This is a genomic window from Neorhizobium sp. SOG26 (assembly GCF_003491345.1).
Classification (GTDB): Bacteria; Pseudomonadota; Alphaproteobacteria; order Rhizobiales; family Rhizobiaceae; genus Neorhizobium; species Neorhizobium turbinariae.
Map to the genome: position 1 here is coordinate 1880633 of NZ_CP025512.1, position 19086 is coordinate 1899718.

The following is a 19086-nucleotide window of genomic DNA, read 5'->3' on the forward strand; positions in this document are numbered from 1 at the left end:
TCTTACATCGACAGGTTCGAACCCATGGGTTTCAAATGCGGTATCGTGGGCCTGCCCAACGTCGGCAAATCCACGCTCTTCAATGCGCTCACCAAGACAGCTGCGGCGCAGGCAGCCAACTACCCGTTCTGCACGATCGAGCCGAATACCGGCGAAGTCGCGGTGCCCGACCCGCGCATGCAACAGCTTGCATCGATTGCGGGCTCCAAGGAAATCATCCCGACCCGCATCTCCTTCGTTGACATCGCTGGCCTCGTGCGCGGTGCATCGAAGGGTGAAGGCCTTGGCAACAAGTTCCTCGCCAACATCCGCGAAGTCGACGCCGTGGTGCATGTGCTGCGCTGCTTCGAAGACGACGACATTACCCATGTCGAAGGCCGCATCAACCCGGTCGGCGATGCCGAGACGATCGAGACCGAACTGATGCTCGCCGACCTCGAGAGCCTGGAGCGCCGCGTCGAGCAGACCCGCAAGCGCGCCACCGGCAAGGACAAGGAGTCGATGGCGCAGCTCCCGGTCATGGAAGCTGTCATCAAGCTCCTGAACGAGGGAAAGCCCGCCCGCCTGCTCCTCAAGACACTGGCACCGGAAGAGATCGAGATCCTCAAGGGCCTCAACCTCCTCACCTCGCATCCGGTCCTCTACGTCTGCAACGTCGCCGAAGCCGATGCCGCGACCGGCAACAAGCATACCGAGGCTGTTGCTGCAATGGCCAAGGCACAAGGTGCAGAATGCGTCATCATCTCGGCCGCCATCGAAGCCGAGGTGGCACAGCTGCCTGAAGAAGAAGCCACCGAGTTCCTGTCGGCGCTCGGCCTTGAGGAAGCCGGCCTCGACCGGTTGATCCGCGCCGGTTACCACCTGCTCGACCTGATCACCTATTTCACGGTCGGCCCCAAGGAAACCCGCGCCTGGACCATCCGCCGCGGCACCAAGGCGCCGCAGGCCGCCGGCGTCATCCACACGGATTTCGAACGCGGCTTCATCCGCGCCTTCACCATCTCCTATGACGACTACATCACCTACAAGGGTGAAGTGGGCGCCAAGGAAGCCGGCAAGGGTCGCGATGAAGGCAAGGAATATGTCGTCAACGACGGCGACGTCATCCACTTCCGCTTCAACACGTAACCTCTAGAGGGGAAGGAGCCATGACGGACGTCGAATTTTACTTCGAGGACTTCACGCCGGGCAGGTCCTTCCCGCTGGCGCAGAAGCACGTCTCCGCTGACGAGGTGATCGAATTCGCGTCCGAGTTCGACCCGCAGCCCATGCACCTGTCCGAGGAAGCCGGCAAAGCCAGCATACTCGGCGGGCTGTCCGCCTCCGGCTGGCACACGGCGAGCATGTTCATGCGCATGATGTTCGACGGCTGGCTTTCACGCTCCTCCTCCGAAGGCTCTCCCGGCATCGAGTTCATGGAATGGAAGAGGCCGGTTCTCGCTGGCGATACGTTGTCCGGCCGCTCGACCGTCGTGGAGTCTCGGGTGCTCCGTTCGCGCCCGGGCATTGGCCTCGTCAAGTTCCTGCATGAGGTCGAGAACCAACGCGGCGAGCTCGTCATGCGCGGTGAAAACCCGATCATGATGCGGCTGAAGAACAGCGAGGCCGGCGCAGCATGAGACTGATCGAACTGTCCCCTCCAGGCCGCAAGGTCATCACCGGCACGCTTCTGTTCACCGCCGAAGACATCGTGCGGTTTGCCAGGAAGTTCGATCCGCAGCCGTTCCATGTCGATGCAGAAGCCGCCAAGGACTATGTCTTCGGCGCTCTCTGCGCCTCCGGCTGGCATACCTGCGCCGGTTGGATGAAGACCTATATCGCCTACTGGACGAAGGAAGTCGCGCGGCTGGAGAGCGAGGGGCTGGTTGCACCCAAGCTTGGCCCATCCGCTGGTTTCAAGAAGTTGCAGTGGCTGAAGCCGGTTTATGCCGGCGACAGCATCACCTATTCCGTAACCCTGGTGGAAAGCCGTCCGCTGGTGTCACGTCCCGGGACCTGGATCAACATGACCGTCTGTGACGGCGAGAACCAGCGCAGCGAGACGGTGATGCGCTACGAAGGCACCGTGCTCGAGTTCGAGTGACCGCGTGCCACTGGTTCAGTGGCCCGCAAATTCCACCAGTGTTTGCACCTCGACGCCCAGCGCCTCGAGCTTCTTGCGCCCGCCGATCTCCGGCAGGTCAATCACGAAGCAGGCGGATACGATTTCCGCGCCAAGCTGACGGATCAGCTTCACCGCCCCTTCCGCCGTGCCGCCCGTGGCGATCAGGTCGTCCGTCAGGATCACCTTCTCGCCCGGCTTCAACGCGTCGACATGGATCTCCATCTCGTCGGTGCCGTATTCCAGGCTATAGGCCATCCGGACCGTCTGGTGCGGCAGCTTGCCCTTCTTGCGGATCGGCACGAAACCCGCGCCCAGTTGGTGCGCCAACGCCCCGCCGAGGATAAAGCCGCGTGCTTCGATACCAGCCACCTTGTCGATCCCGAGCCCCTTGTACGGCGCGACCAGTTCATCGACTGCCTGGCGGAACGCTACGGCGTCGCCAAGCAAGGTGGTGATGTCGCGGAAGATGATGCCCGGCTTCGGATAATCCGGAATGGAGCGGATGGCGGTGGTAAGGTCAATGCTGGCTGACATGGTGCCCTGGAACGTGATGGTTTTGGCGAGACCCTAGCAAGTCGGGCCTCGGTCAGAAACAGAAAAGGCGGCACAGAGGCCGCCTTCCTTGAAGGTGAACGGGAGATTTAGTGTTCCCGGTTTGCGTAGACCGACTTCTTGGTCAGGTAGATCAGTCCCGTGAAGATCAGCAGGAAAATCATGACCATGAAGCCCGTGCGCTTGCGCTCTTCGAGGTGCGGCTCTGCAGCCCACATCAGGAAGGCAGCGACGTCCTGCGAATACTGCTCGACGGTCTGCGGAGCGCCGTCGTCGTAGGTCACCTGATCGTTGCTGATCGGCGGTGCCATGGCGAGCGCCGCAGCGCTTGCGAAGTACGGGTTGTAATGCGTGCCCGGAGCGACTTCGACGCCAGCCGGCGGCTCTTCATAACCGGTCAGCAGCGAGTAGATGTAATCCGGGCCACCTTCCTGGTACTGCGTGAAGATGTCGAAGATGAAAGTCGGGAAGCCACGGGTAATGCCGCGTGCCTTGGCGAGCAGCGACATGTCCGGCGGTGCAGCGCCGTTATTGGCGGCAGCAGCAGCCTGGTTGTTCGGGTACGGCGACGGGAAATAATCCGAAGGCACGGCCTTGCGGGTAAACATCTCGCCATCGTCGTTCGGGCCGTCCTCAACTTCATAGTTGGCGGCGAAGGCCTTCACCTGGGCTTCCGAGTAGCCAAGGCCTTCCAGGGTGCGGAAGGACACGAGCTTCATGGAATGGCAGGCCGAGCAGACTTCCGTGTAGACCTTCAGGCCGCGCTGGAGCTGGCCCTTGTCGTAGTGCCCGAAGGGACCGGCAAAGCTCCAGTCCACGTTCTTCGGATGCTTGATCGGATAGTGCGGCGTGCCGCCTTCGGCATGTTCTTCACCGCCGGCCGGAGCAGCAGCATGGTCCTGCGCCAGCGCGGTGGTAACGCCCAGGCCTGCTACGAAGGCCAGCGAAAAGAAGCTTGCAACGAGCTTTTTCATATTCTTTTTCCCTCTCGCCCGCGAGCTTCAGACGGTGACTTTGGACTTGCCGTGCTGCTCCAGGACGGCTTCCGTGATCGAGTTCGGGATCCGCCGTGGCGTCTCGAACAGGCCGAGAAGAGGCATGATCACGAGGAAGAAACCGAAGTAGTAGAGCGTGCCGAGCTGCGACAGGATGACGTAGATGCCTTCAGCAGGCATGGCGCCGAGCCAGCCGAGCATGATGGCATTGGCCACGAAGAGCCAGAAGAACAGCTTGTACCACGGACGGTAGACGGCCGAGCGGACCTTCGACGTGTCGAGCCACGGGAGGAAGAACAGGATGATGATCGAGCCGAACATCACCAGAACGCCACCGAGCTTGGAGTCGATCGGGCCGATGTTGAAGGTGATCGCACGCAGCATGGCGTAGAACGGCAGGTAGTACCATTCCGGAACGATGTGCGCCGGGGTCTTCAGCGGGTCAGCCGGAATGTAGTTGTCCGGATGGCCGAGGTAGTTCGGCATGTAGAAGATGAACCAGGCGAAGACGATCAGGAAGACCGATACGCCGAGCGCGTCCTTGAGCGTTGCGTAAGGCGTGAAGGCAACGGTGTCCGTCTTGGTCTTCACTTCGATGCCGGTCGGGTTCGTCTGGCCGGTCACGTGCAGGGCCCAGATGTGCAGGACGACAACGCCGGCAATCATGAAGGGCAGCAGGTAGTGAAGCGAGAAGAAGCGGTTCAGCGTCGGCTGGTCAACGGCAAAGCCGCCGAGCAGGAACTGCTGGATCCACTCACCCACCAACGGGAAGGCCGAGAAGAAGCCGGTGATAACGGTTGCACCCCAGAAGGACATCTGGCCCCAGGGGAGCACATAGCCCATGAAGCCGGTTGCCATCATCAGGAGGTAGATGACGACGCCGAGAATCCAGAGGATTTCGCGCGGTGCCTTGTACGAGCCGTAGTAGAGGCCACGTGCAATGTGCAGATAGACTGCGATGAAGAAGAAGGATGCGCCGTTGGCGTGCATGTAGCGCAGCAGCCAGCCGTGGTTCACGTCGCGCATGATCTTTTCGACCGAGTCGAATGCGACGCCGGTCGATGCCGCGTAGTGCATGGCAAGCACGACGCCCGTCAGGATCTGAACAAGCAGCATGACCGACAGCATGGCGCCGAAGGTGTAGGCATAGTTCAGGTTACGGGGAACGGGGTAAGCAACGAAGCTGTCATGGAGCATACGCGGCAGCGGAAGCCGCGAATCGATCCATTTTTCAATGCCGGTCGACGGCTGGTATTCGGAATGACCGCTCATCTATGTGTATCCCCTCACCCGATCCTGATGACTGTGTCGGACGTAAACGTAAAAGTCGGAATGGCGAGGTTCTGCGGTGCCGGGCCCTTACGGATACGGCCGGCCGTATCATAGTGCGAGCCATGGCAAGGACAGAACCATCCGCCGAAATCGCCGGCCTGGCCCAGCGGAACGCAACCGAGGTGGGTGCAGGAACCGATCATGACGATCCAGTTTTCCTTGCCTTCGCCACCGGAGCGATCAACGCCGGTTGCTTCGGCTTCCGCCGGCAGGTTTGCGTTACGGGCAACCGGATCCTTGAGGTCGGCAAGCGCAACAGCGTTGGCCTCTTCGATTTCCTTTTGCGTGCGGTTGCGGATGAACACCGGCTTGCCGCGCCACTTGACGGTCAGCGACATGCCCGGCTCGAGAGCCGCAACATTCACTTCGATCGAAGCAAGAGCCAGCGTCGAAGCATCCGGGCGCATCTGGTCGATGAAGGGCCAGGCGACGGATGCCGCACCGACCGCACCGGCCATGCCGGTCGCCAGGTAAAGGAAATCACGGCGAGTGGGCTCGCCCAAAGCTTCGCTGTGTGTATCGTGCTCGCTCACGGATAAATCTTCCTTCTCACGCAATTTGCGGAAACCCCAGTCCCCCTTCCGTAAGAATCTCGAGCGGACATAATCCGACCATAGATTCCCCGGCAATTTGGCGCGTTCTATGCTTGATCGCAAAATATGTCCAGCCTTGCCACATATCGGCATCCACATTGTCCGGCGAAAAAATCGACATGGGAATCGCAGCTTGCGAGGCAGTGACCAGAGCTTGAGGCGAGTTACCGGACAGGCAGAAAGATTCGTGGTTGCAGATAGAAGCGCGAAGTCCTTGAGAAGCCGCAGCAAGCGGTTGTGCTGCTGCGTTGCAACAATGGCGGACGCGTGCTACGTCAGCGTCAACCCAAAAGGCAGCCGCTTCGGATAAAGCTGAATGAGACTCGTCCTGTCGGTGGCCATCTGCGTCATCGTGTCGCTTGTGCTCGGTGCGATCGGGACACGCTACATCCATCCCCACTGGATCCTTGCCACCCTCTACAGCCTGCATCTTCATGCGGCCGTGGCGTGCCTGCTTGCGATGATCGTCGCGCTTTTCATCCAGCGCCATTTCCTGATCTGGCTGCTGTTTGCCGCGACCATTTTCTTCGTTGGTCATGCCCTGCTGATGAGCCGTGAATTCGCCGCACCGGCGACCGCGCAGGAAGCGTCCGGCCCCAGCTTCCGCGTGCTTTCCTTCAACATTCTCAACGACAACTACGCGAATGCTGAATCGATCGTTGAAGCGATCGCCGGTTCAGGGGCCGAGATCGTCAACATCATGGAAGCGGCACCGCTGCGGGTGCATATCGATGAACTGGCGCTCACTTACCCCTATCGCGTCGGCTGCGGCGTTCTCATCGAGGACTGCGACCAGCTGATGCTGTCCAAGGTGCCGATCGACAGCCCTGTTGCCCGCACGCTGAGCGACATCTTTCCGGACCGCTTCATCCTCGGCAAGGTGACGATCGCCGGACGCGAGATCAACGTCGCCAGCATCCACACGACCAAACCATATTTCGACAACTTCCATTCGCTCGAACTCATCCGCGCCGGGTTAGCCCTGATGGAGGTCCCCGGGCCGCTGCTGGTCACCGGTGATTTCAACGCCTCGAGCCTCGGGCCAAACATGCGCCGCTTCCTGCGCATCACCGACTTGAAAACTGGAGGATGGGAGCCCGCAAGCTGGCCGGTCCGTGCTGGCGTCTTTGGCGTGCCGATCGACCATGTCTATGCGCGCGCGCCGCTGAAGATCAAATCGGTGACACGACTGCCCGATGCGCTTGGCTCGAACCACGCCGGCCTTCTTGCAGAGATCGTCATTCTTCCCTGAGGATTACTGAGCGGCGTCTGCCGCGAGGAAACCGCCGGACTGCCGCGCCCAGAGCTCCGAATAAAGTCCGCCCCGGGTGATGAGTTCATTATGCGTGCCCTGCTCGATGATGCGGCCGCGATCCATCACCACCAGACGATCGAGTGCGGCGATGGTCGACAGCCGATGCGCAATCGCCAGCACCGTCTTTCCTTGCATCAGTTTCTGCAGGTTGGACTGGATAACCGCCTCGACCTCCGAGTCGAGCGCTGAGGTCGCCTCGTCGAGCACCAGGATCGGCGCGTCCTTCAGCATCACGCGCGCAATCGCGATGCGCTGCCGCTGGCCGCCGGAAAGCTTCACGCCGCGCTCGCCCACATGCGCGTCAAAACCCTTGCGCCCCCGCTGGTCTTCGAGGTTGGCGATGAATGTTTCCGCTTCGGCGCGCCGCGTTGCCTCGAGCAACTGCTCTTCGGTCGCATCCGGCCGCCCGAACATGATGTTGTCGCGGATCGAGCGGTGCAGCAGGGACGTATCCTGCGTGACCATGCCGATTTGGGCGCGCAGTGATTCCTGCGTCACCTTGGAGATGTCCTGCCCGTCGATCAGGATGCGCCCGCCCTCGAGATCGTAGAAACGCAGGAGAATGTTGACGAGCGTCGACTTGCCGGCACCGGACCGTCCGACAATGCCGATCTTCTCTCCCGGCCGGATCGTCAGCGACAGGTCGTCGATGACGCCCCTGCTCTTGCCGTAATGGAAGCTGACATTCTCGAAGCGGATCTCCGGCCGCGTGACGGTGAGTTCGCCGGCCGCTGGCGTGTCGGTGAGCCCGATCGGCTTGGAGATGAGTTCCGCCGAGTTCTGGATCGTGCCGATATTGCGCATGATGCTGTTGAGCTGCGTCATCAGCCGTCCGAGCAGGAAGTTGAGCCGCAGCATCAGCGCCAGCGTGAAGGCGACCGCGCCGGAGGTGATGAGGCCCGACAACCACAGATGCACGCTCATGCCCGCCATGATGACGATCATCGTACCCGACAGGAATGCCATCGAAGCGCGCACCCGCGTCAACATGCGGGTGAAGCCGATGATCGTGTCCTGGAAGGTCTCGAAGCCCGACAGCATGTAGCGGTCGTTCGCCTCGTCGCGACCGAAAAGCTTCAGCGTCTGGATATTGGAATAGGCATCCACCATGCGGCCGCTGATCATCGAGCCGGCTTCCGCCGAGGCCTTGGCGTGGTGGCGGATGCGCGGCACGTAATGACGAGCGAGCACGGCAAACAGACCGAGCCACACCACGACGACGACCGCCATCCGCCAATCAAGGCCCGCCACAAGCGCGATGGTCGAGACCGAATAGATCCCGACGAACCAGACGCTTTCCATGAAGGAGGTCAGCACGTCGCCGGTTGCCTGGCCGGCGGACCAGACCTTGGTGACGATGCGCCCGGAAAAATCGTTCTGGAAGAAGGAGAGCGACTGGCGCGAGACGTGAATGTAGGACTGCCACCGTACGAGATTGTAGAAGCCGGGCGTAATCACCTGCTGGTCGATGAGGGCGGTAAAAAGCGCCACCAGAAAGCGGCCGACGCCAACGACCAGCGCCATCACCACAAGCTCGGTACCGTGTGCTGCAAGCAGGCCGGACCAGCCGTCCGCCGGTTGCGTCTGGTCGAGGATGTCGACAAGCCGCCCCACATACCAGAACATCGCTGCTTCTACGCCCGCCGCTACGCCGCCGAGCACGAGCATGATGAAGAAGGGCAACTTTGCCTGGCTGATATAAAACCAGATGAAACCGAAAAGCCCTTCCGGGGGCTTCAGGTCATCCCGCCTCGCGAACGGCTTGATCCAGTTTTCGAAGAAGCGGAAGATGGGGTTCAGCATGCAGCCGATATAGGCCTGTTGGGCCGGGTGGCAAATGACAAAAAGCGGGCCGCCCCACCCGGAGCGGCCCGTTTCTTATTCCGCTGCCGCTTCCTCAACCGGTTCACCGCCGAGGAATCCGCCAGACTGGCGTGTCCAGAGATCGGCATAGATACCGCCCGAAGCAACAAGCTCCGAATGGGTGCCGGTTTCAACGATGCGGCCGCGATCAAGCACGATCAGCCGGTCCATCTCGGTTAGCGTCGAGAGCCGGTGTGCGATGGCGATCACCGTCTTGCCTTCCATCAAGGCGAAGAGGTTTTCCTGGATCGCCGCCTCGACTTCGGAATCGAGTGCCGAGGTCGCCTCGTCGAGGATCAGGATCGGCGCATCCTTGAGGAAGACCCGGGCGATTGCGATCCGCTGGCGCTGGCCGCCGGAGAGCTTCACGCCGCGCTCGCCGACATGTGCATCAAGACCTTTGCGTCCCTGCAGGTCGGAAAGCCCTTCGATGAAGTCCCAAGCGTTCGCGCGCCTGGCCGCCTCGATGATCTCCTCGTCCGTCGCCTCCGGTTTGCCATAGGCGATGTTGTCGCGGATTGACCGGTGCAGCAGCGACGTGTCCTGCGTCACGACGCCAATCATCGCCCGCAGGCTGTCCTGCGTCACCGTCGAGATGTCCTGCCCATCAATCGTGATGCGCCCGCCCTCAAGATCGTAGAAGCGCAACAGCAGGTTCATCAGCGTCGTCTTGCCTGCGCCCGAACGCCCGACAAGCCCCACCTTCTCGCCGGCTGGAATGTCGAGGGTCAGCAGATCGATCACGCCCTTCTTCTTGCCGTAGTGGAAGCGGACATTCTCGTAGCGGATGTGCCCCTTTTTCGCGGTGAGCTTGGGAGCCTGATTGGGATCCACGACGTCGTGCGACTTCGTCATCATCGACATGCCGTCATAGACCGTGCCGATGTTTTCAAAGAGCGCCGAAACCTCCCACATCACCCATTGCGACATGCCGTTGATGCGCATCGCCAGCCCGATGGCAATGGAGATGGCGCCGATCGAGATCGCGCCGTCGAGCCAGAACCAGACCGACAGGCCGCCGACGACGAAGAGCGCCGCGCAGTTGTAGAAATAGACGAGCACCTGGAAGCCGGTGACCTTGCGCATCTGCCGGTGCACGGTCTCGAGGAAGATATCCATGGCATCGCGCGCATAAGCTTCCTCCCGCCCTGCATGCGAGAACAGCTTCACTGTCGCGATATTGGTGTAGCTGTCGACGACGCGGCCGGTCATCATCGAGCGCGCATCCGCCTGCTCGGCGGAAATCTTTCGCAGCCGCGGCACGTAGTAGGCAACGGTCGTGCCGTACGCGACGATCCACAACACCAGCGGCACCGCCAACCGCCAATCGGCAGACGCCACGACCACGATCATCGAGATGAAATAGGTCACGACATAAACGAAGACGTCGAGCACCTTCATCACCGTCTCGCGGATCGCCAGCGATGTCTGCATCACCTTGGTCGAGACACGGCCCGCAAACTCGTTGGCAAAGAAGGTCATCGAGTGACGCAGCAGGAAGCGGTGCATCTGCCAGCGCGCAATCATCGGGAAATTGCCCATCAGGATCTGGTGCATGATGAGCGAATTCAGCGTCGCAACCGCCGGTAGGCCGATCAGCACGACGAAAGCCATCAGCAGCAGGCGGCCGCCTTCGTTCTGCAGGAACGTCTCCCGGTCCGCATTCGACAGCCAATCGACGATGTCGCCGAGGAACCGGAACAGCCAGACTTCGCCGAGCGCGATCAGCATCGTGCAGGTCGACATGATGAGGACCCACGGCCAAACCGGCCTGGTGTAATGCCACAGGAACGGCACGAGCCCCTGCGGCGGCAGCGTCGGCGCCTCATCCGGATAGGGATCAACGCGTTTTTCGAACCAGGAAAACATCAAGAAGCTCCAGAAGACCGCTAACGCTGACACCGATCGGTGGGGGTGCGCGAAAGCGGCAGAATCGTATTTGGCGTGACCGTGACGGCCGCGTAACGGATCAGGAATAGAAAAGTTTGCGAGAAACCGCGAAACGCCTAAGCCAGTGAGATGATTGTCTGGCGGAGGCGGGTAGACACGGTCATATCCATGGAGGCCTCCTGAGTTGGCGTTGATCTATCGCGCCTTCTACCCGTTCAGGCCAAAATTGAAAAGAGCAATTGTGCTGATGGATGCCATCAAGGAGCGTGATCTCGGGCTCTCGCGATCTCCTTCCAATGACGCACCTTGAGATGGTGCAGCGCTTTCGCCTATGGATCGATGTATGACCACACCCGCTTCCCGCCTGCATATCGCGCTTTACCAGCCAGACATTCCGGGCAATACCGGCACGGTCCTGCGCCTTGCCGCCTGTCTTGGCTTATCGGTCGACATCATCGAGCCAGCCGGCTTCGACATCTCTGACCGTAATCTCAAACGCTCCGGCATGGATTATCTCGCTTCCGTCGCGCTCACCCGCCACGTGAACTGGGAGCAGTTCGATGGCTGGCGCCGCGGAGAAGGACGTCGCTTAGTGCTGGCCTCGACCAAAGCCGCCCTGCCCTACACGCAGCTTCAGTTCGGCGCCGATGACATCCTGCTGTTCGGCCGTGAAAGCGCCGGCGTGCCGGACCATGTGCACGAAATCGCGGACACTCGCGTCCTGATCCCGATGGTCAAAGGCCAACGTTCGATCAACCTTGCCATGTCGGTTGCGATGATCAGCGGAGAGGCGCTGCGCCAGACAATTTGGAACGGATTATAGAGGATTCCGTTCTATTCTGTCGCTAATGGCCTATGCACTCCTGTGCACGCTGCCTATATTTAATTAGCCGGCAATCCAAATTGCTGCAGATATTCTTCCCTACGGAAAGTGCCGCATGCAATCGACCATCGTCATCATCAATCTCCTGGGAGCAGTTGCGCTGCTGCTCTTCGGCCTTTCCCAGGTGAAGGACGGTGTGACGAGAGCTTTCGGCGCCCGGCTGCGGACGGGGCTTGCCACCGGCACGCGTAGTAGCTTGCGCTCCTTCTTCTCCGGGCTGGTCGCAACTGTTGCGCTGCAAAGTTCAACGGCGACGGCGTTGACCGTTGCCTCCTTTGCCGAACGCGAACTGATCCGGCCGCGCATGGCCCAGGTCGTGCTGCTTGGCGCCAATGTCGGCACCGCAATCACCGCCTGGATCGTCGCTACCGGCATCGAGTGGCTGTCGCCGCTCATCATCCTGGTCGGCGTCGGTATGCTGCGGTCGCGCGCCTCCACCCGCCAGGCTGGCGGCACCGCGCTTGTTGGCATTGGCCTGATGCTGCTGTCGCTGCATCTGTTGGGGCTCGCCACCGAACCGATGCGCCAGTCCCCGGCGCTCGCCACCTTCATCGGCTTGCTGGACAACGCCTGGCCGGTGGCGCTGATCTTTTCTGCCGCGCTTGCCTTCGTCTCCTCGTCCAGCCTCGCGGTCGTGGTTCTCATCCTGTCGCTTGCCTCGACCGGCATGGTCTCAGCGGGGCTGATCATCGCGCTTATCCTCGGCGCCAACCTTGGCGGCGCAATCCCGCCGGTCGTGGCGACCCTCTCCGGCCCCGCTGCCGCCAAGCGCATCACCATCGGCAACCTCATCGTCCGGGCCGCGGGCTGCGCCATTGCGCTACCGCTGGCAGGCATCGCGTCCGGGGTGCTCGCCTCGCTTCCGCTTTCGCCGTCCAAGCTGCCCGTTGATGCCCACCTCGCCTTCAACGTGCTGCTCGCCATTGTCGCCTGGCCGCTCGCCGGCACGGTCTCGAAGCTCACCACGCATCTCGTTCCCGATGATCCCCAGATGGATGGCGGCCCGCGCTTCCTTGATCCGCAGGCGCTGAGCAACCCGGTCATGGCGCTTGCCAATGCCACGCGTGAGGTCCTGGGCCTTGGCGATGCCATCGAGCGCATGCTGATCCGCGCTGAAAACGCCTTCAAGCACAACGACCTGACGCCGCTCGCCGAGATCGCGACGCTGGAAAAACGCGTCGACAATCTCCAGCAGGAGGTGAAGATCTACCTGTCGAAGCTTGGCCGGGTCGGGCTGGACGGCGACAACGCCCGACGCTCCATCGCCATCATCGACTATGCGATCAACCTCGAACATATCGGCGACATCATCGACAAGGGCATCTGCGACCAGGTGCGCAAGAAGATCGCCAACGGCCTGAAATTCTCCGACGACGGTTTCGAGGAGTTGAAGACCTTCTTCGATATCACCATCGACAACCTGCGCACGGCGCAGACGATCTTCCAGACCGGCGACTTCAATCTCGCCCGGCACCTGATGGAGATAAAGGTCGATGTCCGTCGCATGGAAAAGGAGTCGGCGGAGCGGCATCTGCAGCGCCTGCGCGACGGCCGGATGGAAAGCATGCAGACGAGTTCGCTTCATCTCGACATGCTGCGCGACCTGAAGCGCATCAATGCCCATATCGTCTCGGTCGCCCATCCCATTCTGTCGGACGGCGGGGTGCTGAGCGAAAGCCGCCTGCGGCGCGCCGAACCGGGCGCTTAAAGGCGTATCAGCTAGAAAAGGGATCAGTCTGCGGTGGGCAGGCGCCGCATGGTGAACTCGATCTGGTCCCCATCGAGCTGCCGCCAGCTTTCGACTTCGGTCCAGTAGGCCGCCTTTGGGAACTCCGCGAACCACTCGCGCGCCTTCTGCCGGGCTTCTTCCCGCGAAAGCTGGAAGGTCTGCCGAACATAGATCCCGCCCGCGCCCTTGGCACTCTCCTGCCGGTTGCGGTCGATCCTTCGTTTCAGTCCGTCGAGTGGCGGGGGTGGAAACTTCGCCATGCAAGCCTCTGATCGGCACCTTTACAAGAAGTGAAGATAATATGCCGTTGCACGCTTTGCGAGTCTGAATTTCCTGTCTAGGAAGCGACGGCACGGTTCGCGAAAGGATGCTCCTTTAGCTGCGGGCACGGTGGAGACGACGAAGCGCCAGGCGGATGGCGAGAGGGAATGACATCATGGAACGGCCGCAACTGCCAAAGGGACTTCCCGAGGACATCGAAGACAAGAAGGCCACCGCGAAAGCCTGGTTCGAAAGCCTTCGCGACACGATCTGTGCCTCCTTCGAAGCCCTCGAAGACGAGCTGACCGGGCCACTCTCCGACCAAGAGGCCGGCCGCTTCAAGCAGAAGGACTGGCTGCGCCAGGGCGGCGAAGGTGGCGGCGGCAAGATGTCGATGATGGATGGCCGCGTCTTTGAAAAGGTTGGCGTCCACACCTCGACCGTCTTTGGCGAGTTCTCGCCGGATTTCCGCAGCCAGATTCCGGGCGCCGAAGAAGATCCGCGCTTCTGGGCCTCCGGCATTTCGCTCATCGCCCACCCGGTCAATCCGAACGTGCCGGCCGTCCACATGAACACGCGCATGGTCGTCACCTCCAGCCACTGGTTCGGCGGCGGCGCAGACCTCACGCCCGTGCTCGACGCGCGCCGGACGCAGACGGACCAGGACAGCGTTCTGTTTCACCGCGTCATGGAGATCACCTGCAAGCGCCACGAAGCGGTTGCCGACTATGATCGCTACAAGGCCTGGTGCGACGACTATTTCTTCCTGAAGCACCGCAACGAGGCCCGCGGCATCGGCGGCATTTTCTTCGACTGGCTGCATTCCGAGGAGGAAAAAGGCGGCTGGGATGCCGACTTCGCCTTCGTCCAGGATGTTGGCCGCGCATTTGCTCTCGTTTACCCGAAGATCGTCCGGGCAAACTTCAACAAGCCTTGGACGGAAGAAGACCGCGACGAGCAGTTGGTCCGCCGCGGCCGTTACGTGGAGTTCAATCTGCTCTATGACCGCGGCACGATCTTCGGGCTGAAGACGGGCGGCAATGTCGAGTCGATCCTGTCCTCGCTGCCGCCGGTTGTCCGCTGGCCATGAGCTTCAACAGGCCCTGCTAAAGTTTGTGGATTTGCAGGGCCTGCAGGAACTCATCACTGAGAAAAGCCGATAGGAAATTATCCCGGCCGGTGCTAGCTTCATCTTCGGTTGCACGGAGGATGATCACCATGACCACGCCGAACAGCATGCCAACGTCCGACGCGTCCTCGAACGCGTCCCGTCTGATCGAAACTCCCGAAATGATCGACCGTCTTGCGACGGAAATGCGTGCCCGGAGCGGCGGTGAACTGCCGCATTCCTTCTATGTCGAGCAGGTCAGGCGACAGCTTGCCGGCAAGACGGTGGAAGCCACCGCCGCCAACGATGAACCGGCCCAGGACAAGCGTGACGACCAGCCGTCTGTTTTCCACGCCTGGGCCATGCCCGACTGACAAGGGAACGGCACCGAGCCTTTTCGAGTTATCGTTTGAGTACCCCGGCACCGGGGGGACACTCCCGGCCGGAAACGTCGATAGGAGGAAATGCGATGCGCTTGTTCGAATGCGGCACGCTGGTGCCAGGCTGCCAATGGCATACCCGGGCCAACGAGGATGCCGAGGTCGTGCGCCGCGCAGTAGACCATCTGCGTTCTGTGCATGGCGAAGAGATCATCCGCGAGAACATGGTGGAAAACATCAAGACGCGGATCCGCGACGAAGGCAGCACCGAAGCCGCCTGATCCACATACCCAGGATGCAGGCTGGTTGCGGGTCCTATTCCTTGACCAGGGCATCGAGCCGGGCGGAAAGCTCCGTCCGGCCGAGCGTGAAGTTGCGCTCCACCCAGAAATCCTCCAGCATCTTCAGGATCTCGCCGACCCGCCTGCCTGCCGGCACGCCGGCCGCGACGACATCGGCGCCGCTCAAGGGAAAGACCGGCTTCTGGTAGTCTTTCGCCCGGTCGAGCAGCACAGAAAGCCGTGCCGACTTGCGCATGGCAACGGGATCACCTTCCGCATTGGAGCGCGCTGACGCCAGCGCCAGCCGCAGCCGCGTCGACAAGCCCTCGTTGCCGTGCCGGTAAAGCAGCCGGTTGAAGCCGACATCCGTTACCTCATCCGGCACGACAGGAGCATTCGCCCAAGACTGGAGGCGCGCCGCGTCGGCGTTCGACAACCTCAGCCGTTTTGCCAGAGCTTCGAGCCGCTCGGCCTGCGGCGGCACGATCGCGGCAAGGCGCAAGATGTGATCTGGCGCCCAACCCAAGGCCTGCTCCGTCGCCGCCAGTGCGTGGATCGCGTCGATGCCCCACTTTTCTGTCTCCGGCAGGATTTCCGTCAGGACCCCTACCTGCCGCATCCAGAGAAGCGCGCGGGAGGGATCGGGTGCTGCAAGAAGCTTCTTCGTTTCCGCCCAAACCCGCTCGGCCGACAGCGTCTTGAGCTTGTCCTTGGCGCGGGCCGAGGCGCGCAAACCGTCGGCATCTGGCCGCCCGGAGCCGTAATAGGCAAAGAAGCGGAAGAAGCGCAGGATGCGCAGGTAATCCTCGGCGATCCGCTGGCTGGCATCGCCGATAAAGCGAATGGTGCGGCTTTCGATGTCCGGCAGTCCGTTCACCAGATCCACCACCTCGCCAGACTGATCGGCATAAAGTGCATTGACCGTCAGGTCGCGGCGCTCGGCATCCGCCTGCCAGTCCGTGCCGAAGGCTACCTTGGCGTGGCGCCCGTCCGTTTCGATATCGCGCCGAAGCGTGGTCACCTCGAAGCCCCGACCTTCAACCACGAGCGTCACCGTCCCGTGCTCGATGCCCGTCGGTACAGCCTTCAGGCCCGCCGCGTTCGCGCGCTCGACCACCACCTCGGGCAGAAGTGTCGTTGCGACATCGACATCAGCGACCGGCACGCCCATCAGCGCATTGCGCACCGCGCCACCGGCGACCCTCGCCTCCCCGCCATCGGCGTTGAGCAGCGCGAGGATCTTCTGCAGCGCCGGATCCTGGAACCAGTCCGCCTGGGCAACCGAGGTCATCTGTAAAGCCTTTCATACAATGTCCGGATGATCCCGGCGGTAATGCCCCAGATATGCCAATCGCCGTAAGGCATCATGTAGAAGTGGCGCTCCGTGCCATCCCATGTGCGGCTGCCACGCTGGTGGTTCGCCTCGTCCATCAGGAACGATAGCGGAACCTCAAAGACAGCGGCGACCTCTGTCGGGTTAAGCTTCAGCTCGAAGCCACGCTTCACCACCGAAAGCACCGGCGTGATGCGAAAGCCGGTCGCGGCATAATAATCTGGCAGGCGAGACAGGGTTTCGACATAAGCGGGGTCAAGCCCGATCTCCTCCTGCGCTTCCCGTACGGCGGCAACTTCCGGCGAATGGTCGTCAGGATCGATGCCCCCACCCGGGAAGGCGATCTGCCCGGAATGCTTGCGCAGGTTGGAGGTGCGCTGCGTCAGGATCACCTTTGCCTCGTCACCGTCATCTACGACCGGCACCAAGACCGCCGCATCCTTGAGCCTCAGCCCGACTGCGATATCGACAAGCGTCGGGTTGAGCAGATGGTCGCCATGCTCGCGCGACGCTTTCGCTACCGGCCCACCATTCTGGTTCAGCGCACGCCGGCGAAATTCGGGTGCGGAGAAAAGCGGATGGCGGCGGGTCTGGTCATGCAATGTCATTGGGATAGCACGTCCAGTTCCGCTTCCGGCATGACCGGGAAAACCTGCCCGCCGGAGCGCAGGCAGAACATCGGCACACCGTTGACATCGACCACTTCCCCAAGCTCGACGAGATCGTACATCACCGCCCGCGACACCAGTGCCTCAAGCCGGCCGCGCACCAGGAGGTAAGGCTTCAACTCGTTGTTCTCGCCAGCGATCTCAAAACGCAGCGGATGCTCGGCCCCGGCCTCCACCACGTCACCGACATTCGTGCGGAAGGTCAGCACCTGCCCCTTTTCGCCCTGCGTCACCTGCATTTCCACGGCAAGGAACGGCGCATCCTCGACCCGGATCCCGACCTTTTCCACCGGCGTCACCAGATATGTGCGCCCATCCTCGTCCTTGCGCAGCACGGTCGAGAACAACCGCACCAGCGGTGCTCGGCCGATTGGCGTGCCCATGTAGAACCAGGTGCCGTCGGCACGAATCTCCATGTCGAGATCGCCGCAGAACGGCGGATTCCATCTCTCCACCGGAGGCAGGCCGCGCGCGCCCTCACCCGTCTGTTCGGAGGCACGCGAGATCATCGCCGCCAGCCCTGCAGCATCCGGTGCCGATTTTATCATTTCCGCCGCCATCTTGTGGTCCCGGTTCGGCCGTAAGCAACTTGAACGGCAAATTGTTCTCACGAGATAGTCATTCAGTTCGCGCTTGTCAGCCACATTTCGGGGAATAAGTTTGATCGGATGAGGCATGTGCTGCAGCGCAGCGATTCGACTTGCTCTATGAAGGGGCAGGCTTGATAAGCCCGCAGGTTCTGGATGATGGAGAGCGACATGGGCATGATGAATTCGACCGATACCGTTCTCGATGAGAAAGCCATCATCGCTTCGGCCGAACAGGCACTTGCCGATATTGCCTCCGTTCGCACGGAAGTCGCAAAGGTCATCTTCGGTCAGGAAAAGGTGGTCGAAAACACTCTACTCGCGGTTCTGTCCGGCGGCCACGCCCTGCTCGTTGGCGTCCCGGGTCTTGCCAAGACAAAGCTGGTGACGACGCTCGGCACGGTTCTCGGCCTCGACTCAAATCGCATCCAGTTCACGCCCGATCTGATGCCGTCCGATATCCTGGGCTCCGAAGTCATGGACACGGATGACACCGGTCGCCGCTCCTTCCGCTTTGTCAAAGGTCCGGTCTTTGCCCAGCTTCTGATGGCCGACGAAATCAACCGCGCCTCGCCGCGCACCCAGTCGGCGCTGCTGCAGTCCATGCAGGAATATCACATCACGGTTGCGGGCCAGCGCTACGACCTGCCGGCGCCATTCCATGTGCTGGCGACGCAAAACCCGCTGGAACAGGAAGGGACCTATCCGCTTCCCGAAGCCCAGCTCGACCGCTTCCTGCTGCAGGTTGACGTGCTCTATCCGGATCTCGCGGCCGAGCGGCAGATCCTCCTCGACACGACCGGCGTCGCCGAAGCCAAGGCCCGCAGCGTCATCGATGCCGCCCGCCTCCAGGAAATACAGGTGCTGATCCGTCAGATGCCGGTGAGTGACAAGGTGGTGGACGCGATCCTGACGCTGGTGCGCTCCGCCCGCCCCGGCCACGGCAATGCCACGACCGACAAGCATGTTGCCTGGGGTCCCGGCCCGCGCGCCGGGCAGTCACTGATGCTGACCGCCCGCGCCCGCGCGCTTTACGAGGGCCGCTTGGCGCCATCCCTTGATGATGTCTATGCGCTGGCCGAGCCGGTGCTCGAACACCGCATGGCGCTGACCTTCGCCGCGCGTGCCGAAGGCATGTCGGTGCGCGACGTCATTGCCAGCCTGGTGAAGCAGGCCAAGGGCTGAGCAGCCGAAAACCGGCGAGAAAGGAAC

Annotated in this window: 20 protein-coding genes; 10 read left to right on the plus strand and 10 right to left on the minus strand. The window is 61.7% G+C overall.

Translation table 11 applies throughout. The annotated features are described in order from the left end of the window. The first annotated feature begins 24 nt into the window (after window positions 1–24). Genes ychF through CYG48_RS09325 form a run of 3 tightly spaced genes read left to right on the plus strand, consistent with a single transcriptional unit; the run spans window position 25 to window position 2083 of the window. Window positions 25–1128 (plus strand): redox-regulated ATPase YchF, encoded by a 1104-nt coding sequence (gene ychF, locus CYG48_RS09315; protein WP_118850132.1) that lies wholly within the window; start codon window positions 25–27, stop codon window positions 1126–1128. Between the two features lie 20 nt (window positions 1129–1148). Next, window positions 1149–1619: a MaoC family dehydratase gene (locus CYG48_RS09320; RefSeq protein WP_118850133.1), complete on the plus strand. Its 471-nt coding sequence runs from the start codon at window positions 1149–1151 to the stop codon at window positions 1617–1619. After that, on the plus strand, window positions 1616–2083 hold the full coding sequence (locus CYG48_RS09325) for a MaoC family dehydratase (RefSeq protein ID WP_118850134.1): 468 nt from the start codon (window positions 1616–1618) through the stop codon (window positions 2081–2083). Before CYG48_RS09320 ends, CYG48_RS09325 begins: the two co-directional genes overlap by 4 nt. 15 nt (window positions 2084–2098) lie before the next feature. On the opposite strand, the gene CYG48_RS09330 is transcribed toward CYG48_RS09325, so the two are convergent. The 4 genes from CYG48_RS09330 to petA form a co-directional block, all read right to left on the minus strand. Beyond that, entirely contained in the window at window positions 2099–2638 is a 540-nt protein-coding gene (locus CYG48_RS09330) for an adenine phosphoribosyltransferase (RefSeq protein ID WP_118850135.1), read from the minus strand. A gap of 107 nt (window positions 2639–2745) precedes the next feature. After that, window positions 2746–3630, minus strand: coding sequence for a cytochrome c1 (locus CYG48_RS09335; protein ID WP_118850136.1), 885 nt, complete (start codon window positions 3628–3630; stop codon window positions 2746–2748). Window positions 3631–3657: 27 nt separating this feature from the next. Next, the gene (locus tag CYG48_RS09340; protein ID WP_118850137.1) at window positions 3658–4923 is read right to left on the minus strand and encodes a cytochrome b; all 1266 of its coding nucleotides are present in this window, start codon (window positions 4921–4923) and stop codon (window positions 3658–3660) included. A 14-nt stretch (window positions 4924–4937) separates the two neighbouring features. Beyond that, on the minus strand, window positions 4938–5516 hold the full coding sequence (gene petA / locus CYG48_RS09345; protein ID WP_118850138.1) for a ubiquinol-cytochrome c reductase iron-sulfur subunit: 579 nt from the start codon (window positions 5514–5516) through the stop codon (window positions 4938–4940). A 376-nt stretch (window positions 5517–5892) separates the two neighbouring features. Here petA and CYG48_RS09350 point away from each other — a divergent pair, with 376 nt between their 5' ends. After that, a complete protein-coding gene (locus CYG48_RS09350; RefSeq protein WP_118850139.1) occupies window positions 5893–6828 on the plus strand; it encodes an endonuclease/exonuclease/phosphatase family protein in 936 nt (311 codons plus the stop codon). Between the two features lie 3 nt (window positions 6829–6831). On the opposite strand, the gene CYG48_RS09355 is transcribed toward CYG48_RS09350, so the two are convergent. Both CYG48_RS09355 and CYG48_RS09360 read right to left on the minus strand, forming a co-directional pair. Beyond that, window positions 6832–8694 (minus strand): ABC transporter ATP-binding protein, encoded by a 1863-nt coding sequence (locus CYG48_RS09355; RefSeq protein WP_118850140.1) that lies wholly within the window; start codon window positions 8692–8694, stop codon window positions 6832–6834. A 75-nt stretch (window positions 8695–8769) separates the two neighbouring features. After that, window positions 8770–10623 carry an ABC transporter ATP-binding protein gene (locus CYG48_RS09360; protein WP_118850141.1) on the minus strand — a complete coding sequence of 618 codons (1854 nt, stop codon included), beginning with the start codon at window positions 10621–10623 and terminating at the stop codon, window positions 8770–8772. Between the two features lie 364 nt (window positions 10624–10987). Between CYG48_RS09360 and CYG48_RS09365 the strand changes: the two genes are divergently transcribed. Both CYG48_RS09365 and CYG48_RS09370 read left to right on the plus strand, forming a co-directional pair. Next, window positions 10988–11467: a tRNA (cytidine(34)-2'-O)-methyltransferase gene (locus CYG48_RS09365; protein WP_199925114.1), complete on the plus strand. Its 480-nt coding sequence runs from the start codon at window positions 10988–10990 to the stop codon at window positions 11465–11467. A gap of 115 nt (window positions 11468–11582) precedes the next feature. After that, entirely contained in the window at window positions 11583–13235 is a 1653-nt protein-coding gene (locus CYG48_RS09370; RefSeq protein ID WP_118850143.1) for a Na/Pi cotransporter family protein, read from the plus strand. A gap of 23 nt (window positions 13236–13258) precedes the next feature. Here CYG48_RS09370 and CYG48_RS09375 read toward each other — a convergent pair whose 3' ends face one another. Then, entirely contained in the window at window positions 13259–13516 is a 258-nt protein-coding gene (locus tag CYG48_RS09375; RefSeq protein ID WP_118850144.1) for a hypothetical protein, read from the minus strand. A gap of 176 nt (window positions 13517–13692) precedes the next feature. On the opposite strand from CYG48_RS09375, the gene hemF reads away from it, so the two are divergent. The 3 genes from hemF (at window position 13693) to CYG48_RS09390 (ending at window position 15286) form a co-directional block, all read left to right on the plus strand. Further along, complete coding sequence (gene hemF, locus CYG48_RS09380) at window positions 13693–14607, plus strand: oxygen-dependent coproporphyrinogen oxidase (protein WP_118850145.1); 915 nt, start codon at window positions 13693–13695, stop codon at window positions 14605–14607. A 128-nt stretch (window positions 14608–14735) separates the two neighbouring features. Continuing rightward, window positions 14736–14999, plus strand: coding sequence for a hypothetical protein (locus CYG48_RS09385; protein ID WP_199925115.1), 264 nt, complete (start codon window positions 14736–14738; stop codon window positions 14997–14999). Between the two features lie 95 nt (window positions 15000–15094). Continuing rightward, window positions 15095–15286 carry a DUF1059 domain-containing protein gene (locus CYG48_RS09390; RefSeq protein WP_118850146.1) on the plus strand — a complete coding sequence of 64 codons (192 nt, stop codon included), beginning with the start codon at window positions 15095–15097 and terminating at the stop codon, window positions 15284–15286. 34 nt (window positions 15287–15320) lie between these two features. On the opposite strand, the gene CYG48_RS09395 is transcribed toward CYG48_RS09390, so the two are convergent. From CYG48_RS09395 to CYG48_RS09405, 3 genes are read right to left on the minus strand one after another with little or no spacing between them, the layout of a single operon-like run. Then, window positions 15321–16577 carry a CCA tRNA nucleotidyltransferase gene (locus tag CYG48_RS09395; RefSeq protein ID WP_118850147.1) on the minus strand — a complete coding sequence of 419 codons (1257 nt, stop codon included), beginning with the start codon at window positions 16575–16577 and terminating at the stop codon, window positions 15321–15323. Next, window positions 16574–17227 (minus strand): CoA pyrophosphatase, encoded by a 654-nt coding sequence (locus CYG48_RS09400; protein WP_118850148.1) that lies wholly within the window; start codon window positions 17225–17227, stop codon window positions 16574–16576. The genes CYG48_RS09395 and CYG48_RS09400 overlap by 4 nt, the downstream gene beginning before the upstream one ends. Further along, window positions 17224–17847 (minus strand): DUF1285 domain-containing protein, encoded by a 624-nt coding sequence (locus CYG48_RS09405; RefSeq protein ID WP_118850149.1) that lies wholly within the window; start codon window positions 17845–17847, stop codon window positions 17224–17226. Before CYG48_RS09405 ends, CYG48_RS09400 begins: the two co-directional genes overlap by 4 nt. A 198-nt stretch (window positions 17848–18045) precedes the next feature. On the opposite strand from CYG48_RS09405, the gene CYG48_RS09410 reads away from it, so the two are divergent. Continuing rightward, the gene (locus tag CYG48_RS09410) at window positions 18046–19059 is read left to right on the plus strand and encodes an AAA family ATPase (RefSeq protein WP_118851573.1); all 1014 of its coding nucleotides are present in this window, start codon (window positions 18046–18048) and stop codon (window positions 19057–19059) included. The last annotated feature ends 27 nt before the right edge of the window (window positions 19060–19086 follow it).